This is a genomic window from Ruminococcus sp. AF17-1AC, from assembly GCF_003461385.1.
Lineage (GTDB): Bacteria > Bacillota > Clostridia > Oscillospirales > Ruminococcaceae > Hominimerdicola > Hominimerdicola aceti.
Genome location: NZ_QTWZ01000005.1, coordinates 123,438 through 146,701 on the forward strand (window position 1 = coordinate 123,438; position 23,264 = coordinate 146,701).

At 40.1% G+C, this 23,264-nt stretch carries 27 protein-coding genes; 21 read left to right on the forward strand and 6 right to left on the reverse strand.

Translation table 11 applies throughout. The annotated features are described in order from the left end of the window. Positions 1-99: 99 nt before the first annotated feature. On the reverse strand, positions 100-720 hold the full coding sequence (locus DWW81_RS05210) for a helix-turn-helix transcriptional regulator (RefSeq protein ID WP_009242236.1): 621 nt from the start codon (positions 718-720) through the stop codon (positions 100-102). 209 nt (positions 721-929) lie between these two features. On the opposite strand from DWW81_RS05210, the gene DWW81_RS13205 reads away from it, so the two are divergent. The 4 genes from DWW81_RS13205 (at position 930) to DWW81_RS05225 (ending at position 3,860) form a co-directional block, all read left to right on the forward strand. Then, positions 930-1,073 carry a hypothetical protein gene (locus tag DWW81_RS13205; RefSeq protein ID WP_181979568.1) on the forward strand — a complete coding sequence of 48 codons (144 nt, stop codon included), beginning with the start codon at positions 930-932 and terminating at the stop codon, positions 1,071-1,073. Between the two features lie 173 nt (positions 1,074-1,246). Beyond that, a complete protein-coding gene (locus DWW81_RS05215; RefSeq protein WP_021361841.1) occupies positions 1,247-2,389 on the forward strand; it encodes an XRE family transcriptional regulator in 1,143 nt (380 codons plus the stop codon). Then, the gene (locus DWW81_RS05220; RefSeq protein WP_002341493.1) at positions 2,382-2,588 is read left to right on the forward strand and encodes an excisionase; all 207 of its coding nucleotides are present in this window, start codon (positions 2,382-2,384) and stop codon (positions 2,586-2,588) included. Before DWW81_RS05215 ends, DWW81_RS05220 begins: the two co-directional genes overlap by 8 nt. A gap of 78 nt (positions 2,589-2,666) precedes the next feature. Next, entirely contained in the window at positions 2,667-3,860 is a 1,194-nt protein-coding gene (locus tag DWW81_RS05225; RefSeq protein WP_021361840.1) for a site-specific integrase, read from the forward strand. 200 nt (positions 3,861-4,060) lie between these two features. Here the strand turns inward: DWW81_RS05225 and DWW81_RS05235 are convergent, their stop codons facing one another. Beyond that, on the reverse strand, positions 4,061-4,297 hold the full coding sequence (locus DWW81_RS05235; protein WP_002578301.1) for a DUF6061 family protein: 237 nt from the start codon (positions 4,295-4,297) through the stop codon (positions 4,061-4,063). Between the two features lie 314 nt (positions 4,298-4,611). Between DWW81_RS05235 and DWW81_RS05240 the strand changes: the two genes are divergently transcribed. The 6 genes from DWW81_RS05240 (at position 4,612) to DWW81_RS05265 (ending at position 9,662) form a co-directional block, all read left to right on the forward strand. Continuing rightward, positions 4,612-5,211 carry a cyclase family protein gene (locus tag DWW81_RS05240; RefSeq protein WP_117896941.1) on the forward strand — a complete coding sequence of 200 codons (600 nt, stop codon included), beginning with the start codon at positions 4,612-4,614 and terminating at the stop codon, positions 5,209-5,211. Between the two features lie 375 nt (positions 5,212-5,586). Beyond that, on the forward strand, positions 5,587-6,048 hold the full coding sequence (locus DWW81_RS05245; RefSeq protein WP_117896942.1) for a DUF4869 domain-containing protein: 462 nt from the start codon (positions 5,587-5,589) through the stop codon (positions 6,046-6,048). Further along, positions 6,038-6,988, forward strand: coding sequence for a hypothetical protein (locus tag DWW81_RS05250; RefSeq protein WP_117896943.1), 951 nt, complete (start codon positions 6,038-6,040; stop codon positions 6,986-6,988). The genes DWW81_RS05245 and DWW81_RS05250 overlap by 11 nt, the downstream gene beginning before the upstream one ends. Before the next feature lie 131 nt (positions 6,989-7,119). Then, positions 7,120-7,500 (forward strand): AAA family ATPase, encoded by a 381-nt coding sequence (locus tag DWW81_RS05255; RefSeq protein ID WP_117896944.1) that lies wholly within the window; start codon positions 7,120-7,122, stop codon positions 7,498-7,500. Positions 7,501-7,669: 169 nt separating this feature from the next. Next, entirely contained in the window at positions 7,670-8,755 is a 1,086-nt protein-coding gene (locus DWW81_RS05260) for a nuclease-related domain-containing protein (protein WP_117896945.1), read from the forward strand. 304 nt (positions 8,756-9,059) lie between these two features. Beyond that, a complete protein-coding gene (locus DWW81_RS05265) occupies positions 9,060-9,662 on the forward strand; it encodes a Type 1 glutamine amidotransferase-like domain-containing protein (protein WP_055271744.1) in 603 nt (200 codons plus the stop codon). A gap of 138 nt (positions 9,663-9,800) precedes the next feature. Here DWW81_RS05265 and DWW81_RS05270 read toward each other — a convergent pair whose 3' ends face one another. Further along, positions 9,801-10,592 (reverse strand): alpha/beta fold hydrolase, encoded by a 792-nt coding sequence (locus DWW81_RS05270; RefSeq protein ID WP_117896946.1) that lies wholly within the window; start codon positions 10,590-10,592, stop codon positions 9,801-9,803. A gap of 344 nt (positions 10,593-10,936) precedes the next feature. Next, on the reverse strand, positions 10,937-11,650 hold the full coding sequence (locus DWW81_RS05275; RefSeq protein WP_038672153.1) for a YoaK family protein: 714 nt from the start codon (positions 11,648-11,650) through the stop codon (positions 10,937-10,939). A gap of 135 nt (positions 11,651-11,785) precedes the next feature. Between DWW81_RS05275 and DWW81_RS05280 the strand changes: the two genes are divergently transcribed. The 4 genes from DWW81_RS05280 (at position 11,786) to DWW81_RS05295 (ending at position 15,189) form a co-directional block, all read left to right on the forward strand. Beyond that, positions 11,786-12,688 carry a LysR family transcriptional regulator gene (locus tag DWW81_RS05280; RefSeq protein ID WP_022288240.1) on the forward strand — a complete coding sequence of 301 codons (903 nt, stop codon included), beginning with the start codon at positions 11,786-11,788 and terminating at the stop codon, positions 12,686-12,688. 23 nt (positions 12,689-12,711) lie between these two features. Then, positions 12,712-13,509 carry a DUF4866 domain-containing protein gene (locus DWW81_RS05285; protein WP_046440219.1) on the forward strand — a complete coding sequence of 266 codons (798 nt, stop codon included), beginning with the start codon at positions 12,712-12,714 and terminating at the stop codon, positions 13,507-13,509. A gap of 18 nt (positions 13,510-13,527) precedes the next feature. Beyond that, a complete protein-coding gene (locus DWW81_RS05290; RefSeq protein WP_022288238.1) occupies positions 13,528-14,856 on the forward strand; it encodes a threonine/serine exporter family protein in 1,329 nt (442 codons plus the stop codon). A gap of 189 nt (positions 14,857-15,045) precedes the next feature. Continuing rightward, complete coding sequence (locus tag DWW81_RS05295; RefSeq protein WP_278307760.1) at positions 15,046-15,189, forward strand: helix-turn-helix domain-containing protein; 144 nt, start codon at positions 15,046-15,048, stop codon at positions 15,187-15,189. A gap of 162 nt (positions 15,190-15,351) precedes the next feature. On the opposite strand, the gene DWW81_RS05300 is transcribed toward DWW81_RS05295, so the two are convergent. Next, entirely contained in the window at positions 15,352-15,837 is a 486-nt protein-coding gene (locus tag DWW81_RS05300) for a hypothetical protein (RefSeq protein ID WP_117863844.1), read from the reverse strand. Positions 15,838-16,140: 303 nt separating this feature from the next. On the opposite strand from DWW81_RS05300, the gene DWW81_RS05305 reads away from it, so the two are divergent. From DWW81_RS05305 to DWW81_RS05315, 3 genes are all read left to right on the forward strand, one after another. Beyond that, a complete protein-coding gene (locus DWW81_RS05305; protein ID WP_117896948.1) occupies positions 16,141-16,842 on the forward strand; it encodes a metallophosphoesterase in 702 nt (233 codons plus the stop codon). 101 nt (positions 16,843-16,943) lie between these two features. Continuing rightward, a complete protein-coding gene (locus DWW81_RS05310; protein WP_022288235.1) occupies positions 16,944-17,243 on the forward strand; it encodes a hypothetical protein in 300 nt (99 codons plus the stop codon). Positions 17,244-17,420: 177 nt separating this feature from the next. Next, on the forward strand, positions 17,421-18,212 hold the full coding sequence (locus tag DWW81_RS05315; RefSeq protein ID WP_347502988.1) for a class I SAM-dependent methyltransferase: 792 nt from the start codon (positions 17,421-17,423) through the stop codon (positions 18,210-18,212). A 545-nt stretch (positions 18,213-18,757) separates the two neighbouring features. Here DWW81_RS05315 and DWW81_RS05320 read toward each other — a convergent pair. Continuing rightward, on the reverse strand, positions 18,758-19,384 hold the full coding sequence (locus tag DWW81_RS05320; protein WP_117896949.1) for an esterase: 627 nt from the start codon (positions 19,382-19,384) through the stop codon (positions 18,758-18,760). 391 nt (positions 19,385-19,775) lie between these two features. On the opposite strand from DWW81_RS05320, the gene DWW81_RS05325 reads away from it, so the two are divergent. The 4 genes from DWW81_RS05325 to DWW81_RS05340 all read left to right on the forward strand — a co-directional run bounded on the left by DWW81_RS05325 (position 19,776) and on the right by DWW81_RS05340 (position 22,839). Then, a complete protein-coding gene (locus DWW81_RS05325; protein ID WP_117896950.1) occupies positions 19,776-20,318 on the forward strand; it encodes a metallophosphoesterase family protein in 543 nt (180 codons plus the stop codon). Then, a complete protein-coding gene (locus tag DWW81_RS05330; protein WP_117896951.1) occupies positions 20,315-21,037 on the forward strand; it encodes a metallophosphoesterase in 723 nt (240 codons plus the stop codon). Before DWW81_RS05325 ends, DWW81_RS05330 begins: the two co-directional genes overlap by 4 nt. A gap of 88 nt (positions 21,038-21,125) precedes the next feature. Beyond that, the gene (locus DWW81_RS05335; protein WP_117896952.1) at positions 21,126-22,025 is read left to right on the forward strand and encodes a hypothetical protein; all 900 of its coding nucleotides are present in this window, start codon (positions 21,126-21,128) and stop codon (positions 22,023-22,025) included. Positions 22,026-22,212: 187 nt separating this feature from the next. Further along, the gene (locus DWW81_RS05340; RefSeq protein WP_181982669.1) at positions 22,213-22,839 is read left to right on the forward strand and encodes a formate/nitrite transporter family protein; all 627 of its coding nucleotides are present in this window, start codon (positions 22,213-22,215) and stop codon (positions 22,837-22,839) included. Positions 22,840-23,264 lie beyond the last annotated feature (425 nt).

The following is a 23,264-nucleotide window of genomic DNA, read 5'->3' on the forward strand; positions in this document are numbered from 1 at the left end:
AAAAGAAAAAGCCCTGTCAAGAGCTTGCCACCATTGGTGGTGCTTTGCACTCTTGATCGGGCTTTTTGTTTGCTGTATCTTCTCGCAAGAGGAAAAAGATTACTCGTCCTCATCATCAAAATGGTTATTCCTTAATACTTCCCGTAACAGTTCCATATCCTCTTTTGAGTTCGGATTTATCATTTTCACGACTTGATAAGGTGTCCTATATTTATGTCCCTCTATGCTTTCCCCAAACATATCCATACTGTATAAATCATCATAGCGGTCTAGTAATTTTTGAAACTTCAAATGCTGGATAAATTCTTTGATTGGGTAAAGGTCGGACGCTTCAATGCTTTTCCCGTTGATATAGTCTGTAATGTATTCCCGTAACTTTTCCAACTCATATTCCAGCCATTCTTCCTCGCTGTCAAAGAAGTTATCATAGTGTCCGTGTTTCAGTTCTGCATTTAGACGTTCTTCTGTTCTTAAAAACTGACAGACTTCTTTTTCAGACTGATTGACATACTTCCATTCTCCCGATAATAATTCATTCGGCGTTACGTCCAGCACTTCCATTATCTTTTCCAGCGTTTCATAAGCAGGATAGTTCAACCCTCTTTCAATCTTGGAAAGGCTCTGCATATTGATACCGATTTTGTCCGCAAGTTCCTGTTGTTTCATTCCCCTAAATTTTCTTATGGTCTGTATATTATTTCCTAAATGGCTTATTTTCATTGCACAACCCTCCATATCTCGTTATATCTTCACTGTTATAAGTCTATCATGCTTAATATGATTTGTAAAGACAAAAAAAGATATTGACAAATAAGCATATAAGAATTACTATGCTATTGTGAGTGAATAAGCACAATAGCATGAAATACAAAAACATTCAAAAAGAAATACCCATCTGATTAAACCCGTAGATATGAATATTGGTTGAAATGGAACTTGTTAGAAAAGGCAAAACAGGACTTGCTGACAAAGTATTTCTGACACGGTGGCGGAAGCCTCTCAGGCTTACCGCCATGACACCTTGTGTCAAGGGGAAGAAATGCTTTGTCGGCTGGCGAGCCTGCGAGCCTTGACTGTGCCCCCGTTATCTAACAGGGGGGCACTATTTCACAAAAGACAAGTCAAAAACCATACAACCCCAAACCTGTGAGTAGTAATGAGAAGTTTTAAGAAGATAGTAATTTCACATTCTTTTGAATAGTGGTTTACAGGTATTTCAAGGCTGTTGTGGGATTGGAGGAATACAATGAACAATTTAGAATTTGCACTTGAAATGAAGAACAAACGTCTTGCAAGCGGTCTTTCACAAGGAGAACTTGCAAGTCTTACCCATGTATCAAGATATAGTATCAACCGCTTTGAGAACGGAAAAGCCAACGCAAGTAAAGAAACACAGAACATTATCCTGCGTTGTCTGAATTACTATGTCTGTGATAAGCCTTTTTATCTGCTCGTTGATTATCTGTCTGTCCGTTTTCCAACGACTGACGCATTAGAAGTTATCCGAAAGGTGCTTGGCATGAAAGCGGACTATTTTATCCATTATGACTATGGGTATTATGGCTATAAGGAGCATTATGCCTACGGGGAAATCAAGGTCATGGCTTCTGATGATGAACACATGGGTGTATTTTTAGAATTAAAAGGGGCAGGCTCACGCAACATGGAATATGTCTTACAGGCACAGAACAGGGATTGGTATTCATTTTTAAACCGCTGTCTTGACTGTGGCGGTGTTATCCGACGTTTTGACTTGGCAATCAATGATATGTGCGGTCTGCTGGATATTCCCGTTTTGTCTGAAAAATACAAAAATGGCGGTGCGGATTGTCGCTGTAAAAACTATGAAAATGTACAAGGTGGAAAACTAAGCGGAAAAAACCGTAATTTAGCAAGTACCCTTTATATCGGCTCAAAGGCAAGCACAAAATATTTCTGCCTGTATGAAAAACAAAAGGAACAGGCAACCAAAAAGAAACATACGGATATTATCAACCGTTTTGAAATTCGTCTGCGTGATAAAAAGGCAGTACAGGCAGTTGAGGAATTGTTATTGACATATAACCCTCATGGGTTGGTGTTTTACCTTATTACTGATTTTGTGCAATTTCCCGATTATCCGCTGTGGGAGATATTCATTTCCCATGACAGTTTACCTTTTGAAATGAACCCCGTACCTGTCAATATGGAACGCACTCTGCAATGGCTGGAAAGACAGGTCATGCCGTCAATCGTGATGATAGAGGAAATCGACAGGCTGACAGGCTCAAACTACATGAAAATGATTGATGAATGTACCAACCTTTCCGAAAAACAGGAAATGCTTGTAGAACAGATGTGTACGGATATAGCAGATGTAATCGAAAGTGAGGGGGTGTTTTATGAGTAATGCACAGGATATTCCCGTATGGGAAAAATATACCCTTACCATTGAAGAAGCGTCAAAGTATTTCCGTATCGGAGAAAACAAGTTAAGACGCTTAGCAGAGGAAAACAAGGACGCTGGCTGGCTCATTATGAATGGCAACCGCATACAGATTAAACGCCGACAGTTTGAACAGGTTATTGACAAATTGGACGCAATCTAATGCAAATGAGCCTTGTATGTGTTATGATGAACACAAGTCATATCAAGGCTCTTTCCAACAAGGAAAGGAGCAGACACCATGAAAGAAAAAAGACGGGATAGTAAAGGACGTATCCTGCATACTGGAGAGAGCCAACGAACAGACGGGAAATACTTATATAAATATGTAGACGCATTTGGAAACACAAAATATGTGTATGCTTGGAGATTGACACCCACAGACCCGACACCAAAGGAAAAACGGGAAAAACCCTCACTTCGTGAACTGGAACAGCAGATAAGACGGGATATTGAGGACGGTATCGACAGCACAGGCAAGAAAATGACGCTTTGCCAACTCTATGCCAAACAGAACTTACAGAGGGCGAATGTGAAGAAAAGCACACAAAAACAACGGGAACAACTCATGCGGTTATTGAAAGAGGACAAGTTGGGTGCTAGGAGCATTGATGCGATAAAACCCTCTGACGCTAAGGAATGGGCGTTACGCATGAAAGATAAAGGCTTTTCCTATAACACCATTAACAACCATAAACGCTCGTTAAAAGCGTCATTCTATATCGCCATACAAGACGATTGTGTAAGGAAGAACCCTTTTGATTTTAAGTTAAGTGAAGTCCTAGAAAATGATACCAAAGAGAAAGTCGCATTGACAGAGGAACAGGAACAAGCCTTACTCTCATTTATCAAGACAGACAATGTGTATCACAAGCATTATGATGATGTGCTGATACTGTTAAAGACTGGACTTCGTATCTCGGAACTGTGCGGACTGACAGTAGCTGATATTGATTTCAAGAATGAAGTTGTAATTATCGACCACCAGTTACTAAAGAGCAAGGAACAGGGCTATTATATTGAAACGCCTAAGACGAAAAGCGGAATAAGACAAGTGCCATTAAGTAGAGAAACAATACAGGCATTTCAACGGGTTATGAAGAAACGCCCAAAGGCAGAACCATTTGTGATAGACGGACAGAGCAATTTCTTATTTGTCAATCATAAAGGCAAGCCCAAAGTTGCGATTGATTACAACGCCTTATTTGTCCGTATGGTAAAGAAATATAACAAGCACCACAAGGACAATCCCTTGCCACATATCACACCGCATACGCTACGCCATACATTCTGCACAAGACTGGCAAGCAAGAACATGAACCCAAAAGATTTACAGTATATCATGGGACATTCAAACATTAGTATCACAATGAACTGGTACGCTCATGCGTCCATAGATACCGCAAAATCAGAGGTTCAGCGTCTAATCGCATAGAAGTATTTACCACGATTTTAACCACGCTTGATAGCGAAAATATAAGAAGATAGACCTAGATATGTGAGGTTTACCACAAAAGCAAAATGCCCGTAGAGCCTATAAAATAAGGCTTTGCGGACATTTAAGGAGATATAAAAAGATAGTCAAAAAGACATATATAATTTTTAATAAATTCTAGTAGATTTTGATTGGAATAATCATAACTCTAATGAATCTTCAGCATCTACCCACATCTGTAAATTCCCATCAAGATATAACCTTGCATATTCTAATGGCTCATCGATTGCAAGCGATGTCAAAGCACAATCAGATCCAGGTGTGGTTCTTAAATTTTTTTCTGCTTCCCAACAATCAATACGGAGTATATAGCCCGTATTAGTATATACATCAATGCTGTTGCACTGTGGATTGTATTCTGCAAATATTGTTCTCATCGTATCCCATCTCCTTATCATTTAATCAATCAGTAGTAGCAAAAATTAAGAAGCATTTCAATCAGTTCACCATGTCACTTTTATTTTGTGTTATACTGTCTTATAGATTTTTCTTGCCCTTGTATTTGCCCTTATCAGAGTGCATAAACACTGATGGGACGATATAACACAAGGGAAATAATAAGGGAAAGCTCACCTGCGACAAATCCAGTGTTTTCAAGGGGGTGCGAAGAATTTAATAATAAAATATAACAGTTATTAAATTTCTTAAAACAGGTGAAATCTCAATCGGAATTTGTGGAGGAGAATATGAAATGAAAATCTATGATATTTCTCAAGAGGTTTTCGGCTGTCAGGTATATCCAGGCGACCCGACACCGAAAAAAAGGGTGATTTCTTCAATGGAAAAAGGCGATTTGTATAACCTGACGGCTTTTAGTATGTGCGCTCACAACGGCACGCATATAGATGCGCCGTTTCATTTTATCAAAGACGGAAAAACCGTAGATTCCGTAAGTTTAGATACATTTATAGGAATGGCTTATGTTGCAGAACATAATGGAATCGTTTCTGCCGATGATGCCACGGAAATACTTGAAAAAGCGAAAAAACAGAATTCAGAAGTGGCAAAGAGAATTCTTATCAAGGGAGATGCAGAGGTCTCTGCGGAAGCAGCTAAAGTGTTTGCTGAATCAAACATTTTACTTCTTGGTAATGAATCTCAAACTGTCGGTCCTGAAAATGCTCCGATGGAAGTACACCTTATCCTATTAGGAGCTGGCGCTGTATTGCTTGAAGGGATACGTTTAGCAGAAGTTTCAGAGGGCGTTTATTTCTTAAACGCAGCACCATTAAATCTATCAGGTGCGGACGGTTCGCCTTGCAGAGCTATACTGATCGCTGCTGAAAGATAAATTCCAACTTATAGATGTACAACAAAATTATTATCAACATAACAGCTACGCTCTGTGCCGATTTGACAACACAAGGAACTTGCATTTTTTATACAGATGTAGTATAATATAATATAGAATAGCGGCTGACGTCTGCGGACTAAGCCTAAGATAGTCGGATGCGTCTGGCTATCTTTTTTATTGCTGAAATTTATCATCGGCACCGATATGGCTTGGCGGCTGTATCGTTTTTTTATCTGACAGACTTTACTCTGCCCTTGCTTTCCCAACAGAAAAATGGTATAATAGGAATAACAAATATTTTCAATGAAGACAGACTGTATGGGCGTATACGTCCGTTTCGCTTGTGAATAATAGCTATAAGGAGATGGTGTTGTGCTTAGAATATTTTTTGGAAAACACCCTAAAGAAATATACAATACTGAGGTCTATTATGCAAATCAGTATGATAAAATGTGGGTCATGGAACCATTTGCAAAAAAGATCATTAAGGATATTGATGACTCAACTGTAATTGGCCCTGATCTTATAGAAAACGATATTTTTGGCAAATTTAATTCAACGGAATTGTCAGCGGGCGTTAAGACTCTTTTGCTGATATATAATCAGCCTAAAAAGATCTTCAATATTTCAAATTGCGGAGATAACTGCTCAAAGTATCTGCTTGAAATGGCTGAAAGCAAGGATATTACGGTATCATTGCATCATTTGATGGACTTTGGAAAGTCTTTTTCTGTGAAAATAATAAATGAAGGAAAAAGAAAAGTGATTACAGACCCAATTGAATATTTGATGCTTGCAGATAGATATCTGAGGAGTGAAGATAATGAGGGGTAAAATAAAAATACAAATAAAAAACAGGCACATAACGTTTAATTTTACTCTTGAGAGAAATGTAACGATATTGACAGGGGACAGTGGCACTGGAAAAACGAAACTCATCAATATGGTGAGAAACTATTCCGAACTTGGTGAACAAAGCGGTGTAACTTTAAAGTGCAGTAAGCCTTGCCTTGTATTGTCAAATGCTAATTGGGAAACCATTCTTGAAAATACTCACGAGAGCATTGTTTTTGTTGAAGAAAGTACGCAATTTCTATCTTCTTATGAGTTTGCAAAAGCGATTCAGGGTTCTGATAATTATTATGTTCTTGTAACAAGAGAGCCATTGGCACAAATTCCATACAGCATAGATGCTATCAGGAAGATCCATAAAAATGGTGCAAAACCGAAGTTCGAGAAGATATATAAGAACATTTCAAAAAAGGATATATCAGCATTTCCATATGATATTGTGATCGTTGAAGACAGCAGGTCGGGGCTTCAGTTCTTTAAGAAAGCAACTGAAGATCGTGATCTCGAATGTATCAGCTCTAATGGAAAAAGCGGAATTGTAAAATTACTGGAACAGCATAAAGGTAAGCGCATTCTTGTAATAGCCGACGCTGCGGCACTTGGTTCAGAAATCAAAGTGCTTATGTATTTGAGATCTGTATCAAATAATAAGATCGACCTCTTTTTGCCGGAGAGTTTTGAATGGCTTATTCTCCGCTCGGCGATTTTTGACCGTAACGATAATGTTCAAGAGATTTTGGCTGACCCGGCAGAACATATAGATTGTGAAAAGTATTTCAGTTGGGAGCGTTTTTTTACTGCATTGCTGGTGGCAGAAACTAATGGCAGAGCAAATCTTGAGTATCACGAGAACAAGAGCCATATCCCTTCCGGATATTTATCCGAACAAAATATTTATTCTATTTTAAATGCAATGGAATAATAATAATAGACAAGCCATACTCTGTGTTGATTTGATTGCACAGGGAGTGGCTGTTATTTCGATTCAGCTTGCTTTCCCCGCAGAAAAATGGTATAATGAGAATAACAATATTTTTCAAGAAGGCAGACTGTATGGGCATTTACGTTAACCCTGATAATGCGAATTTTCAGCAATGTTTGCAACAGGATATATACGTTGACAAAAGTATGATAATAGAATGTATCAATAAATATATCGATACAGAAGATCGCTTTATCAATATCTCTATGCCCTTGCGCTTCGACAAATCAATGACCGCAAATATGCTCACTGCTTATTACAGCCGTGGCTGCGATTCTCGTGAAATGTTTTCTAATCTAAAAATTGCGAAATCTGCTAGCTTTGAAAAGCACCTGAACAAGTATAATGTTATCCATATAAATATGGTGAATTTTCTCAGTGAATCAAAAGATATGAATGAATTGATTGATTTCGTCAGCGATACAGCAGATAAAGGACAAGAATTATCCTGATTGTTTGAAAAACTACTCGGGCGAGGTTTTGCTTGTGAGGATAAGTTATGACGATGAGAAGAGGCATTGCTGCAGGATTGAGAAAATCGTGATGTAAATGGATTAGCATTTATCTTAAGAATTGCAGTAATTATGATTTAATTCATACTAAAAAGTCAAGGGAGATAATATGACAAACGAACAACTTGGCAAAGAAGGAGAACAGAAAATAGTAGATATCGTAAAAGAAATAGAAATGGAATTGGGAATTAAAGTGAAAACTTTTGGACCAGTTATTCTATTCTACTATTCGATTTATGGTCGGGTATCCTGCGAAATAGATCATATATTTATATTAAATGATTTGATTATTTTAGGAGAAACCAAAAACGGCAAATACAAATCCTTACAGTATAAAAATCATGTATGGAATCACTTAAATGGTGAGATCACAGATAATCCGATTTATCAAAATAATTATCACAAAAATGTTTTTTGTTCCACATTTAAAATTTGCAGGGAAAAAGTGATTACATTGGAATTATTGCTTCAATATAAATCATTGCAACTAAAAACTCAATTTGTTAATGATTATGTTTTAGGAATTGATACTATCAAAGATTATTTAACTTTATTATTCAATTATTACAACTGCCATGTTGAAAACAAGGAAATGGTAGCCATTTGTGATAAACTTAAAAATTATCAATATGCTTATGGTAGTAAAATAAATGATCATCTTAAAAATCTAAATAGAATAAAGCAGATAGAAGAAAAAACACGTACTAAAGATGGGTACTATAGATTTAAGCGAACTGATTCTGCAAAATGCGAAATATGTAATAGTTATTTATCATTTGATGCAGGGTTAGAATTAAAAAGAGGAAATCAACGCAGAACCTTTGAAATATCATTGAAATGTAAAAATGGGCATAGAATATTACCAAGAAAAGACACCAGAATAGGACAAACTTATGGATTTAGTTCCGTAAAAGTAATATCCTTAGAAAAACGTGAGGGTTGGGGCATGGAAAAACAAAGAACTACGATTATTGATGATTTTGAATCACTAAAAAAGGAAAATCTTATTTTAAAGGAGCAAAATAAAAAAATTTTAAGCAACATGAAAACGTTCCGGAAAAAGGTTGATGAGGATATAGAATCTCTCCAAGAAACTAATCTAGCTATGTCCAATGAAATAAAGCAAGCAGAAAAGGAAATTGGGCAATATAAGCATATAATTGGAAAGCTATACTATAAGAAAAATAAAGAATGATAAAATTTTTTTAGATTAGCTCATCCCCCACCAAATACCAATACGCCAATTTTACGCCAAAATGGCGTAGGTTTTGCGAGAATATATAAACTTTTGTAAAAAGCAAAAACGTCGCAAATCCAGTAAAATCAAGGGTTTGCGAGCTTTTGAAAAGATATAAAAAGGCGGTGTGGGTATTTCCCTACGATGAAGACGTTGGAATAAACATAGTAAGATAATTTGTAGAATTAATGGGCAATTCCAATCGGGATTGCCCATTTTCAGAAAGAAAAAGATAAATTGGTATTTATAAAGGAGAATATTGATGAAACTATTTTTATGTTCGCACTTTTCAAGTGTGGGAAGTCTGATAAAGGAAGAAATTGAAAATAAGAAAGTCGCATTTATTCCAACAGCTTCACTGCGTGAAGGCTACACCGGTTATGTCGGCTCGGCTCGAAAATTATTCAAAAAGTTGGGAGCAATCGTAACTGAAATTGATATTTCAACGGAGGCTTATTCAACGATACAGTCTGTTTTTGAAGAAGCAGATGTGATATATTTTACCGGCGGAAATTCTTTCTTTCTTATGGACCAGCTCCGTAAAACGGGAACTGATGGGCTACTGAAAAAGGAATTGGCAAATGGAAAATTGATGATCGGCGAGTCGGCAGGCGCAATTATATGCGCTCCAAGCATCCAATATATCGAGCAAATGGATGAAAAGCCGGAAGACTACTCACAAGAAGATGATGCAGGGCTTGATTTGATTGATTTCTATGTTCTTCCGCATTATCTTACAGCACCATTTAAGAAAGTTACCGAGAAAATAATGACTGAGTTTTCGGATTTGAATCTATGCCCGATTAACAACCGTCAGGGAATTGTAATTGATGGTGAAGGTTCAAAGGTTATTTGCAAAGACTAATTTGAAAATTCCCATTTATCAATCCCTTTGAGAGAGGTGAAATCCCTTTCTCAAAGGGTATTTTTATATTGTGCAGTTTGTATGAGGTTTCTTGTGTTTCATATTATCACATAAGAAACCGCAAAGACATCACCGCTCTTACTTCTCCTCAAACATCCACTTGACCGCCTTTTCAGCATACTCACTCCAAAAAATCATGTCGTGGTTGCCTTTGCTTTCAAAATACTCGTGAGAAACGTTTCTGCTTTCAAGAAATTTGTGAAGATCACGGTTGTTTTCAAGCAGGAAATCTTCTGTACCGCAGCACATAAATATATCTGGGATATTTTTGCCCTCTCGCTGAAGTTCGTCTATAAGAAATTCGGGATTGTTCCTGCTGTTCAGCACCTCAGACGTTTCGCCGAAACATTCTCTGTAATATTCATAATTCGCTGTGGCATTGCCTTGCCCCTCTGACATTCCTGCGACTTCGTGTACGATAAGAGCCGAAGATAATGCAGCAACCTTGCCAAAGGATTCTGGATATGCAAATGCTGTATGAAGCGCACCAAATCCGCCCATTGAAAGACCCATAATGTATGTTTCACTGCCGTCTTTCGCAAGTCTGAAAACTCGTCTTACATAGTCCACAAGCTCCTCGCCGACGAATTTGCAGAACTGATGACCAGTCGAGCGTCCGTCCAGCCAAAAAGAATTTTCGCCCGAGGGGATAACTACCGCAAAATTATACTTGTCCGAAAGATATTCAGGCACCCAGTTTTCTGCGTCGCCTGTATAACCGTGCAGCAAGAAAAGCGTTTTGGTGCTGTTTTCCGAGTATTTCGTATCTGTCTGCCCCCAGTCCTGCCTTATGTCACATGGCAGGTACATTTTAAACGTGGTATACCTCCGCAGGCAATTTGAATAAAATCTGATCGTTAAGTTTGACATAGTTTTTCCTCCTGTTTTTTATATAATTATACTACATAAAATAAGGTTTGTTCAAGGGGGCAGCGAAAAAATTTTTCAATTTTCCTCACAAAATCATTTATCCCTATAAAAATAAAAAATCACAACTGTCAAAGCCTCGTCCCAACGTACCTTGCCGCTTTTTCATAATATTTTTTGTCGATCATAATTCTACGCTCCTCCACATTTACAAGGTGTCTATCTACCCCGTCTGCAACTATTTTATCCATTATATCAAAATCAAAGCCGCAAAGTCAAACCAGCAAAAAAGCTGTCCGACCTTGCGGCTTTTGACCTTTATAATACAATACTAACCGAAATGTGCCCTACATATCCTCCCTCATCATATCATTCTCACTCTTTATAAACATAAGCACAAAGCATATAAGCAGCAATGCACAAGATATCCATATAAACTCATTGCCTATGTATAATGAATATGCTCCGCCTATTCCTGCACCGCAGGCAAATACGAATATCGTAAGAAAATATTGCAGCGATTTCCTAAGCAGCGACTTGTCCCCTATCCTCATGTATGCACTTATGGATTCCATTGCACTTCTCATATTTCCTATGCACATCGTGCTTGCGTATGGATAACTATTTACTTTCCTGAACGATTGCACCTGCATTGCACAGGCACATGATGAAAGTGCATTCGCAACAAAATCATATGAACCGCCAAGCGGTATAAACCCCACAATGCAAAGCAGCACCATTTCCGTGAAAACTATTATCTGCCGCCAATGTATAAATCCCACGTCCTTGAAACGTGCGTGCAGACGCTCGGCTATGAAAATCCCCATTGCAAACGCCAGCACAGGTATAAGATAGTGCAACGCCCTGTGCCAGTTGCCTTTTGCGACATATGTGCTCATAAGCACAATGTTTCCCGTCTGTGCATTTGAAAAAACTTCACCTCGCACAAAATACGAATATGCGTCCTGCAAGCCCCCTGATATGGTCAGAAGTATCATGAGCATATTGGTTTCAGACATTTGTTTTCTTGATCGTAACATCATTTTATCATATTCCTTCATAAAAAATTAACAAGAAAAATATTTTTATGCACTTTAATTTTCTCCTTTTTCCATTATAATTATCTCAGATATATAAGTCAAATATATAATTGATATGCAAGATATAAAATATTGATATAGCAGGGAAGTGATAAAGTGAATATAAATTACGAATATTATAAGATATTTTATTATGCCGCAAAGAACCGCAGCTTTTCAAGAACGGCAAAAGTGCTGCTCACAAATCAGCCTAATATCACAAGGGTGATAAAAATACTCGAAGGAGAACTTGGCTGCACGCTTTTCAATCGAATGAAAAACGGCGTCACGCTTACCCCTGAGGGAGAGATACTTTACGAGCACATCTCAAAGGCGGTGGAACTTATTACAGAGGGCGAAGATGAGATCTCAAAAGCCAACGACCTGCAAAGCGGAACTGTCACCATAAGTGTGACGGAGACCGCACTTCACGGCGTTATGCTGCCACTTCTCAATGAGTTCCATGAAAGATATCCGGGAATAAAAATAAAGCTTCTGAACCATTCAACCCCTCAGGCACTGACTGCTCTCAAAAGCGGCATTGCAAACCTCGCTGTGGTAACAACGCCGATAAGCACAGAGGGCTCGCTGAATTTTCATAAGCTCAGAGAGTTCCGTGAACTTATCATATGCAGCACAAAGCTAAAGGATCTTGCAAAGCGAACGCTCACTCTTGAGGAACTTTGCAGCCACCCTATAATATCACTTAACCGAAACACAAGGACATATGATTTTTATTCCGATTTCTTTTTCCAGCATGGAATAGATTTTCAGCCGGATATAGAGGTCGCAACTGCCGATCAGATAATGCCGCTTGTGAAAAGCAACCTTGGCATAGGTCTTATACCTGAACCAATGGCACAAAGCGGCGATGTTTATATTCTGAAAACTGATGAAGAGTTTCCAAAGAGGAGCATCGTTCTTGCAGAAAATGCAGACAAAAAACTCAATGCCGCCGCTACAGAGATACAAAAAATGATACTGAAAAAGTGTAATATGTTTGCAAATGCTGAGATATGACATACATGAAAGGAGATAATAATATGCCTACAGTTTTGCCAAAAGAAAATGAAGTCGAACAGTTTTTTTCAAGGATAATGGCATCGGAAGGAGCTTGCGAAAGGCTCAGCAACGTGCTTTACGATCACCTTAGTGACGATGATATGCAGACCGATCCTGACCCAAAACATCTTGTGCAGGTGCTTTTGACCGCATATACGAACGGTGATATAAGTGCACTTCTTCTGGAGCTTTGTGGAAGAAGTCTTTTCGATCTGCTGAGAGAGGCTTACCTTATACCAAAGCGTTTTCACGGAAAAGCCGGAAAAAATCCTGAACTCCTTACGACCCCTGAAGGCGATGTCATTGAAGAAAAGAAAAAGCTTGTCACAAAGCATGAGTTCGAGAAATTTCGTGATGTGTACAAAAACCACAGCTGTGCACCACGTTCAAAGCTTTATCTTGCAGACGGATATGACCTTATGAGGGTCTATACCGACGGAATGAACATTAAGGAAAAGCGTGTTGACAAAAGACGTGGCGTGCTTATACTTTACGCCCTGCCTGACACTGTAAAACTTGGACTTTCCGAGGCTCAGACCTATGATGTTATATGGAATACTTTCCACAAGATACAGCAGACTGCCCCAACTGCAATGGTCTATTACGGACAAGAAACAGGCGAAAAGGCTGGAAAATCATTTGATGAGATCGGCGTTTTACTGCCTGTTCATCAGTTTGAAAAGAAAATGCTCATGCACCTCAGCGAGATAGACGGCATTGTGCTTGCCTGCCGTGAGGAAATGATGAAAAAAGCAGGCTCAGACAGCCTTGATCTTTAAAAACGGAAGTGATACTGAATGTCACAAACTATAGTTAAGAAAAATCACATGGATATCCCATGGCACGATTTCACAGACGCCGAAAAGGACGAGCCGGTATCAAAGGCGAGCCTAAAAGAAAAAGCCTCTGTTATAGGCAGGGTGGGAATGATGTTTCTCTCCTGCGGAACAGGAGCGTGGCGTGTGAGAAGTTCCATGAACACCATGTCGGAATGTATGGGACTGACCTGCACAGCAGATATCGGGCTTATGTCCATAAACTACACCTGTTTTGACGGCGAGGCTTGCTTTTCGCAGTCTCTTTGCCTTACTAACACGGGAGTAAACAATTCAAAGCTAACACGTCTTGAAAATTTCATCAACGATTTTGTCGGCCGCTGCGATAGTTTGACTTGCGAACAGGTCCACAATGAACTTGACGATATCGAAAAGATACACGGACTTTACTCGCCGCCTGTTTTGGGTCTTGCGGCGGCACTTGCCTGCGGAGCGTTCACATTCCTGCTTGGCGGTGGACTGACCGAGATGATATGTGCATTTTTCGGTGCAGGCATTGGCAATTATGTGCGGAGCAAATTCACAAAGCACCACCTTACCCTTGTGCTTGGAATAGTTGCCTCAGTATCGGCGGCGTGCCTTTCATATGCAGGGCTGTTTGAACTTGCGAAAATACTTTTCAATATAAAAATGCAGCATGAGGCAGGCTACATATGTGCAATGCTTTTTATTATACCTGGTTTTCCGTTCATCACAAGCGGCATAGACCTTTCAAAGCTCGATATGCGTTCGGGCATCGAGCGGCTGACCTACGCCCTCATCATTATAATTGTAGCCACAATGACGGCGTGGTTAATGGCACTTATCCTGCACCTTACGCCAATGGACTTTTTGCCTCTGCACCTTACCTTATGGCAGTTCATACTGTTCAGACTTGCGGCAAGTTTCTGCGGGGTTTTCGGATTTTCCGTTATGTTCAACAGCCCTGTCAAGCTTGCAGCCTCTGCGGCAGTTATAGGTGCACTTGCAAACACTCTGAGATTGGAACTTGTTGACCTTGTTTCATTTCCTCCGGCAGCTGCTGCGTTTGTGGGGGCATTCACCGCAGGCATACTCGCCTCGCTGCTGAAAAAGTATGTGGGCTATCCGAGAATATCCATAACCGTTCCGTCCATAGTCATAATGGTTCCGGGATTATATCTTTACAAGGCTTTCTATAATTTGGGTGTCATGTCCCTTGAAACATCTGCGTCATGGCTTGCGTCTGCCCTGCTGATAATACTAGCTCTGCCTTTGGGGCTTATCTTCGCTAGGATAATTACGGACAGGTCATTTAGGTGTTGTACTTAAAATCTTAGTCATAGCTAAAGCTATACTGAACCCACATAAAAAACTATATTGATATACACTTTCCTATTAAGACTATTCTCCTTTACCTATAACTGGCGTCAGCGGCATTTGTCAGCAAAAGCGAAGTGCTGAGGTGTTTTAAGAACATAACAGGACAGTCGCCGTTTGAATATCTAAAAAAATTATCGTCTGCGCAATGCGGCATATATGATAAAAAACACATCTGACTCGATAAATGCTATCTGTGGGCTTTGCGGCTTTGACGATCACAGCTATTTTTCAAAAGCCTTTAAAGAAGCCTACGGGTACAGTCCCAGAGATTTTAGAAAGTAGAATATACGGGACAATATCTCACAGATTTATCCGTCTGTCGTGTAGACATTACATTCTCCTGTTTATAGGACTACGATAAAACTATTATCAAACAAAAGGCGTTTCATTTTATCCAAATGGAACGTCTTTTGCATTTGTGCTTATTCTTGTATGAAAAACGAGTCAATTATTCTCCTCCCAATAATCCTCTGCATCCTCGTAGTCATAGAAATCATCATAGTGATCTTCATAAAGATCCTCTGGGTCGTCATAATCATGAGCATCATACTCAGCAGATTTACTGGTTGAGGTTTTATTGGTATTCTTATGGGTAGCTCTGGTAGCTGAACTACCTGCTGTAGTGGTTTTCGGACGTGATGTTGTAGCAGTTGTGAATACTGAAGTATAGCTGTTCTTATTATTGTAATACTTAGGGTCATGTATCAAACAGTAGCAGCTGCCTTCTTCAGGAGAATTGCCACAGCCCGAGTGTGCGCATTTGGGGCGCAGGGCATCATAGATCATGGCTATCCCTATGATGATCAACACAGCGACAACGATTCCTTTGAGATTGAACGAACTATGCTGAGAGCTGTTTTCTGTTGCCAGCTTGTAGCCTATATAATCGTCAAGCATTTCCTCGTTTCTGTTGCTTTTTCCAGATTCCATAATCACACCTCCAAACTGTATTTCTGATATTATACCATATTTTTTAAGATTTGTGGTAACAATTTTTGGACAATTGAATATTCTGTCCCTTTTATTATTTTTTAGTGGCAAAGTCGGGTAGTGTGCGGAATATTTTACGGTTACTTTTGCTCAACTCCCCTTAATTTTACCCCCATTATACAGCTTGAAGCGAACTCTATGCCAATGGGTAAAAATTTTTTTCAAACCTCCCCAATTTTACCCCTAAGTATGCTATAATAGAATAGACAAGAAACCCGACCCAAAACCCAGCGAGGTGCTTTTATGACATATGCAATATCTGATATCCACGGCTGTTATGAGGAGTATATTAAGCTTCTCGAAAAAATAGGCTTCTCTGAGGACGATACCCTCTATATCCTAGGTGATATCTGCGACAGGGGCGAAAAGCCTATGGAGATCTATAACGACATCATGACTCGTGATAATGTTATCCCGCTGTTCGGCAACCACGAACACCTTGCCTATATCAATCTCCGCCACCTCATAAAAAATGACGTGAGCAAGCTTACAAAAGACGAACGGCTAGACCTGATAGATTGGCTCACCAGCGGAGGCAAACCCACTTTCAGCGAATTTATCTCCCTCTCCAAAGCCGACCGCATGGACTTCATGGAGTTTCTCAAAAGCTTCTCAATGTATGAGGATATTACCATAAACGGCAAACGTTTTGTCCTCACCCATGCAGGTCTTGGGGGCTTTAGCGAGGATAAGCCCCTTGATGAATATACCCTCCACCAGCTTATCTGGGAGCGTGCCGACTATTCAAAACGCTATTTCAGCGACCCGAATACTTTCCTTGTGACAGGTCACACCCCTACCGCCAATATCCCAAACCACGGCAGACCCGAAGCCTACAAAGCCAACGGACACATAGCCATAGACTGTGGCTGTGCCTCAGGTGGACGGCTGTGCGCATACTGTTTTGAAACAGACAGTGAGTTTTATGTTGACAAAATAAACTAGCCCCTTGAAAATTACTTCAAAATGTGCTATACTTGTCCCGTTAAATATCATAACCGACTAGGATAAAACAGTTTGTGTTACATTTGCAGGAGGTCTATTGTATGTTTGAAAAAATATCATTTCCCGAATATGAATATGGATCTATCCAAAATTACTTAAAGAAATTGGGATATTGTTATACCACAAGAGTATATAAAGAACTTGGAAAATATAAAGTCGGGGAATTATATGCTGCCCCTTGGGGAGATGTGTTGATAATAGATGAAGTTAAAATATATTGGAAAGTATCAGACCGACCATTCTATAACGAAATGAATGATGACGAAAAGGCAGAGATACGCAAATATTCCGAAGATATGGGATTGCCATATGAATTTATTAAATTTTCCGTTTATGAGTAATAAATTTCAGTTTACTCCTTTTACTCACACCCACCGATACAGCTCCCCTGTATCGGTATTTTTCTGCCCCAACGCCCCTATCCGCCCCACCTCTATTGACATTTTCCCCTCAATGTGCTATCATAAAAAAAGTAAGTTAGTTGCAACTATCTTAATAACACCACAGGAGGAAGAAAAATGGATATGAATGAAAAACCAAAGCTCTCAGGCGTGCCTGAAACTATGCTTCAAACTGTTTACGCCCGTGCAAAGGAAACCAAAACAAGGGGTGCGATAAAAGATACAAAAGCCGTGGAGATAATAGATAAGATAAACTATGATTTTTCACTTGCCGATAAGGACTCAGCAATGCACAGTGGCGTTGTGGCAAGGACAATAGTCCTCGATAAGCTTGCGAACAAGTATCTTGCAAAAAACAAAGGCGCAGTGGTGGTGAATATCGCCTGCGGACTTGATACACGCTGTTACAGAATGAACGGCTACACCCATTGGTATAACCTTGACCTGCCCGAAACTATCGCCGTGAGAGAAAAGCTTCTCCCTGAATCAGGCGAGATATCCCAGATAGCAATGTCCGCCATGGACGATTGGAGCGAAGAAATAACCGAGCACGATGCCCCTGCTATCGTCATTATCGAGGGTCTGACTATGTACCTCTCAGAAAAGGACGTAAAGCAGATATTTGACGTCATAAGCAAACGCTTTGACCACGTCACAGTATTGGTCGAGACGATGAGCCCCACTATGGTAAAGCGTATGAAGGAAAAGTCTATCGAGGGCAGCAAAGCCAAATTCACATGGGGCGTCAAGGACGGCAAAGAGCTTGCAAAGCTTCTCCCGAACTTCCGCCTTATAGAAGAACACAGCCTCGCCGATGGTATGGCAGAGTTTATCCCAATATTCAAGCTTCTTAAAAAGATAAAGCCTGTGAGCAATATATCAAACAAGATAGTAGTAATGGAAAAATAACTTTGACTTCCCACCCCCTCCATGCTATAATCCCAAATTTAGAAGTTCCGCCACGCAAATAGCCCATCAAACAGCGTATCACCGCCGCAATTCAGATATAATTTTTTATCTCCAACAATATAAAATTCTTTTTTTGCACGGGTAGCAGCAACATTCAGTCAATGTCTGTGTTGATGCGGAATTTGATAAATATTTTTCAGTCACTCCAAAATGTTCTCTAAACATATTCAGAATGTTTGCATCCATTGTGAGTACAGGCTTTATTTGAGAGCGATACTGCAAAAATAGTCAGCACCTTTAAGCTCCTCAACAAACTTTTCGTCGATTTGTTCCTTAGTGAGAGGAAGTTCATTTACGATATTCTGCACTGCACCATTATTGGAGCTTGCAACAACAATGGTGTTTTCTGTAATGATCTCTAGAAGAACTCCAATAGATATGTTGTCAAAATATATTGTCTCTTTTGTTCCCTTGATCGACTTGTCTCTTAGTTTTGCAATATCATAAGCCTGTTTTACAATTTTTTCTTATCCATTGTCATTCCCCTATCTTCCGTTCATCACACAAGCAAACCCCTTAGCTGTCCGCAAAGCAGGCTCTTTAAAATGCCCGCCCTTGTTCCATTCAAGGGCGCATTCGATACCCTGCCCCGTCAGCAAATCATAACTCTCACGGATACAGTTGCCCACCTTTGACATGACCGCATTTTTCGTCCTTTCTTCCTTGTCACCAAGGCTGAGATAAACAGCGTCGCATTTTATCTTATTCTCTTTCATATACCCCACAAAATCAGGAAACCACACCGACGGAGAAGCCGCCGCAACGCCTGAAAATTTCTCCGTTTGAAACGCCGCCCACAAGGCAAAAAGCCCTGCCAGAGAATATCCGCCAATGTAATAATTCTTGCTCTTGTCCGAGCAAAGCGTTAATATCTCCGCCAGAGTGTCTTCCGCTCCATTGCCGAAGCCTTCATTGCCAAATACCGCAGGGGCTTCCCATGGTGAAAGCTCCCTGTTCCAATCCTCGACCTTCACCGCAATAAGCTGAAAATCCACACTCGTGAGCTTTTTTATCTCTGCCACCTCGTTTTCTATCTCAGGCAGATCATGGTCGCCCACAGGCTGGATAAGAACAATATCAGCATTTTTGTCGCCATAATAATGGTATGTCATTTTGCCGTCACCTCTGTAATGTATCTCACTTCAAGTACCCCTCTACAACGCCAACAAATTCCCCTATATCCGCAAAATAATTAGGATAAGCCTCACTTAGCCTTGCAAAAGAAGAAAACCTGACAAGCACATTGTCCGTCCTATCATTACTGCGGTATTTCGTTTATTGACAGTATATCACATTATCCGCAATATTTCAACAGCCCTCAAAGTCAAGCCCTTTTAATCTGTGTAGTACTACAATAATTGTACCACATTGCAAAGTAAAATACTTGAAATGACATACGGAATATGGTATAATAACACTATCTAAAAAACTATCGGAGGAAAATTATATGGGATTATTTGATAAACTTCGTGAGCCTGTGGTACTAAAAGAGGAGAGGATAAAATGCCAATATTTTATATATCGGATATGCACATTGGACACCATAACGTCCTGCGCCATGACAATAGACCTTTTACTGACATCAACCATACGCAGGCTGTCATGACGGCAAATTGGAACAGCACCGTTTCCGATAGCGACGAAGTTTATATCCTCGGTGACTTTGCATGGAAAAACGCTCAGGGGCTTAAAATGCTCTCTCAGCTTAATGGCAAAAAGTATCTTATCCTCGGCAACCACGATAAGCCCACAGAAGAAATGAAAGCCTGCTTTCAGTGGGTAAAAGACTATGCAGTGATACAAGACGACGAAACGCAGGCGGTGCTTTCTCATTATCCTATCGCCCATTGGTATAATCAATATCGTGGCGCTGTTCACCTCTATGGTCATGTCCATAACACCAAGGACTATCAGGCGTTTTTGCAGTATGCGCAAATATGCAAAAACCTTGCCATACCATTTGAAAGCTATAATGTGGGCTGTATGCTCTATTATATGGACTACACCCCCAGAACACTTGATGAAATAAGGAGGAGCGCAAAATGATACTTATAACAGGCGATATCCACGGAAGCCACGATATCCATAAGCTCAGCAACAAAGGCAACCCCGACTTCAAGGATATTTTCAACAGCATGACAAAGGATGATTACGTTATAATTTGCGGAGATTTCGGACTTGTATGGAACAATGATAAGGAAGATATGTGGTGGAGAAGCTGGCTTAATGACAGACCTTTCACCACCCTCTTTGTTGACGGCAATCACGAGAATTTCGACCTTCTGAACGCTTACCCCGTAGAAAACTGGCATGGCGGAAAGATACACCGAATAGCCCCAAGCATTATCCACCTTATGCGAGGACAGCTTTTCGATATCGAGGGCAAAAACTTTTTCACCATGGGCGGTGCAGAAAGCCATGACAGAGAGTTTCGCACCATAGGCATAAGCATATGGGAGCAGGAGCTTCCTAATAACAAAGAATACGCCCAAGCACTTTCCACCCTTGAAAAGTGCGAATACAAAGCTGACTATGTTATAACTCACTGCGCCCCTACAGATATCGAATATGAGGTGGAGCATGGAAAATGCACGTCCGCTTATAATTTCTACTATTCAGAAAACAGGCTCACAGAGTTTTTTCGTGACCTTGCAGATAAAATGCAATATGAACGCTGGTTTTGCGGGCATTATCACTGCGACTATGTGAGCAAACTAAACCCGAAGTTTGAGATACTTTATGATAAAATAGTCACACTGCCGTAATAGTCTGACCTATGAGCTTATTGACCACGCACCCCTTTGACTTCCCACCCCCGCCATGCTATAATGATAAAAAAAGAGGTGACCCCACATGACCAATAAAGCATACTACCACCTGCCGGGGCTTTTCGAGTTTTACGAGCTTTACGCCACATTTCTTCCCATATTCCGTGACCATAGAGATTATTTCTATGACTGGTGCGAAATAGGCTCTGTCTATGGCGCACCTGCCGACTGTATATGGGGCGGCGGACGAGCAGGCTTTGGCGAACATTCTCCACGAGAAGTCCTCGACCTTATGAAAGAATATAACATCTCCTCACGGCTGACCTTCAGCAATTCCCTGCTAAGAGAAGAACACCTTTCCGACAAAAAACGCAATGACCTCTGCAAGCTTTTCTCCCAAAATGCAGACCCAAAAAACGGCGTGATAATATGCTCCGACCTGCTTCTCTCATATCTGAAAGAGAATTATCCCCACCTCTATTTTGTGTCCTCTACCACAAAAGTCCTTACCGAGTTTTCTCAGCTTGTAAACGAGCTTGATAATGACGATTTTTCCTATGTAGTCCCAGACTTTCGCCTGAACAAAGCCCTGGATAAACTCTCCGATCTCACCACTGAGCAGAAAAACAAAGTGGAGTTTCTTTGCAACGAGTGCTGTTATATAGGCTGTGCAGACCGAAAAAACTGCTATGAAAACGTCAGCCGCAAAAATCTCGGTGAAAACTGCCCCGACCATATTTGCCAAGCACCCAATGCCTCAGAGGGCTACCGCTTTTCAAAAGCCATGGAAAGCCCTGCCTTTATCGGCATAGAGGATATCAAAAACACCTATCTCCCCATGGGATTTTCAAACTTCAAAATAGAGGGCAGAAGTTTAGGAAGTGCCATTATCCTTGAATTTCTGCTCTACTATATGACAAGACCCGAACATCAGCTAAAGGTCAGAGAGCAAATTTATCTCGACAGTATGCTGGATCTGTTCTGACCATTCTTCACATCGCATATCTCCCATATCACAAGAAATATGTCACAAAGCTCATGTTACCCATGGCTTACTTGGAAACAAAAATCAAAATAAGTGTAAACAATGCCACGTTTTTGTTGAAACCGCCATGATAATATAGTATAATAACACAGTGCTTTGTCACATAAAAAATTATAGGAGAATAAACATGAAGAAAATTATCGACATATTTCTGCGTTCTTTGCTCACAGGCGTGGCAATAGCCATAGGCGGAACAGTCTATCTTTCCTGCCCTAACAAATATCTGGGAGCATTCCTTTTTGGCATAGGACTGTTTGTGATACTGTCTTTCGGCTTTAATCTCTTCACAGGAAAAGTCGGATATGCAGTTGAAAACAAACCCTCTTATCTCGGTGAGCTTGGCATAATATGGCTCGGCAATTTTGCAGGAGCAGTCCTCTCCGCCCTGCTTATTACCCAAACACGCATATCCGCCATAAGCGACAAAGCCACAGAGCTTTGCAATATAAAGCTTGGGGATAATATCACAAGCGTTTTTATCCTGTCATTTTTCTGCGGAATACTTATGTTCGTTGCCGCAGACGGCTATAAAACTATCCAAAACCCTGTGGGACAGATACTTGCAATATTTCTCCCGGTTGTGGTCTTTATCCTCAGCGGCTTTGAACACTGCGTCGCTAATATGTATTTCTTTACCATAGCAGACTTATGGAGCGTTAAAGCCTTTGGCTATCTTATTATAATGTCCCTTGGCAACTCCATTGGCGGAATCCTTATCCCCCTTCTGCGAAAAGGCTTTGTATCAAAAGCATGACGCCTGTTTTTATAGGCTTATATAACATATAAAAAAAGATACCGCAGTTCAAAAAGAACTGCGGTAAAAAAATGACTTCTGCTCTCAGGAACACAGTAAAGGGGTATTATGAAAACATCGCAAAGTTTCAAAAACCAAAACAAAATCAAACAAAAGAGTAGTAAACACCATAAGATAACAAATAAAACACAATTTAAACAATTTAAAAGGAGTGTGCAGAAGTTATAAGGCGTGCCTTGTGCGGTATTGCCTTGATTCGTTCCTGATGTATGTATTATATCACACTAAAAACCATTTGTGGTAACTTTTTTTGGACAGTTGCGACTTTTTTCAAAAAAAATCTACACTCCGAAAATTCTAAAGCTTTCAGAGTGCAGATTTATCTTTTTCTGTAGAGGCGAACAGCGTTTGCCCATTTCCACGTC

Bases quoted from the DNA above. Each gene is read 5' to 3' on its own strand.
- DWW81_RS05225 (WP_021361840.1), top strand. From the start codon at position 2,667: ATGAAAGAAAAAAGACGGGATAGTAAAGGACGTATCCTGCATACTGGA.
- DWW81_RS05315 (WP_347502988.1), top strand. From the start codon at position 17,421: ATGGATATGAATGAAAAACCAAAGCTCTCAGGCGTGCCTGAAACTATG.
- DWW81_RS05335 (WP_117896952.1), top strand. From the start codon at position 21,126: ATGACCAATAAAGCATACTACCACCTGCCGGGGCTTTTCGAGTTTTAC.
- DWW81_RS05220 (WP_002341493.1), top strand. From the start codon at position 2,382: ATGAGTAATGCACAGGATATTCCCGTATGGGAAAAATATACCCTTACC.
- DWW81_RS05210 (WP_009242236.1), bottom strand. From the start codon at position 720: ATGAAAATAAGCCATTTAGGAAATAATATACAGACCATAAGAAAATTT.
- DWW81_RS05275 (WP_038672153.1), bottom strand. From the start codon at position 11,650: ATGAAGGAATATGATAAAATGATGTTACGATCAAGAAAACAAATGTCT.
- DWW81_RS05305 (WP_117896948.1), top strand. From the start codon at position 16,141: ATGACATATGCAATATCTGATATCCACGGCTGTTATGAGGAGTATATT.
- DWW81_RS05325 (WP_117896950.1), top strand. From the start codon at position 19,776: ATGCCAATATTTTATATATCGGATATGCACATTGGACACCATAACGTC.
- DWW81_RS05265 (WP_055271744.1), top strand. From the start codon at position 9,060: ATGAAACTATTTTTATGTTCGCACTTTTCAAGTGTGGGAAGTCTGATA.
- DWW81_RS05290 (WP_022288238.1), top strand. From the start codon at position 13,528: ATGTCACAAACTATAGTTAAGAAAAATCACATGGATATCCCATGGCAC.
- DWW81_RS05235 (WP_002578301.1), bottom strand. From the start codon at position 4,297: ATGAGAACAATATTTGCAGAATACAATCCACAGTGCAACAGCATTGAT.
- DWW81_RS05320 (WP_117896949.1), bottom strand. From the start codon at position 19,384: ATGACATACCATTATTATGGCGACAAAAATGCTGATATTGTTCTTATC.
- DWW81_RS05255 (WP_117896944.1), top strand. From the start codon at position 7,120: ATGGGCATTTACGTTAACCCTGATAATGCGAATTTTCAGCAATGTTTG.
- DWW81_RS05330 (WP_117896951.1), top strand. From the start codon at position 20,315: ATGATACTTATAACAGGCGATATCCACGGAAGCCACGATATCCATAAG.
- DWW81_RS13205 (WP_181979568.1), top strand. From the start codon at position 930: ATGGAACTTGTTAGAAAAGGCAAAACAGGACTTGCTGACAAAGTATTT.
- DWW81_RS05340 (WP_181982669.1), top strand. From the start codon at position 22,213: ATGAAGAAAATTATCGACATATTTCTGCGTTCTTTGCTCACAGGCGTG.
- DWW81_RS05270 (WP_117896946.1), bottom strand. From the start codon at position 10,592: ATGTCAAACTTAACGATCAGATTTTATTCAAATTGCCTGCGGAGGTAT.
- DWW81_RS05250 (WP_117896943.1), top strand. From the start codon at position 6,038: ATGAGGGGTAAAATAAAAATACAAATAAAAAACAGGCACATAACGTTT.
- DWW81_RS05240 (WP_117896941.1), top strand. From the start codon at position 4,612: ATGAAAATCTATGATATTTCTCAAGAGGTTTTCGGCTGTCAGGTATAT.
- DWW81_RS05215 (WP_021361841.1), top strand. From the start codon at position 1,247: ATGAACAATTTAGAATTTGCACTTGAAATGAAGAACAAACGTCTTGCA.
- DWW81_RS05285 (WP_046440219.1), top strand. From the start codon at position 12,712: ATGCCTACAGTTTTGCCAAAAGAAAATGAAGTCGAACAGTTTTTTTCA.
- DWW81_RS05310 (WP_022288235.1), top strand. From the start codon at position 16,944: ATGTTTGAAAAAATATCATTTCCCGAATATGAATATGGATCTATCCAA.
- DWW81_RS05300 (WP_117863844.1), bottom strand. From the start codon at position 15,837: ATGGAATCTGGAAAAAGCAACAGAAACGAGGAAATGCTTGACGATTAT.
- DWW81_RS05260 (WP_117896945.1), top strand. From the start codon at position 7,670: ATGACAAACGAACAACTTGGCAAAGAAGGAGAACAGAAAATAGTAGAT.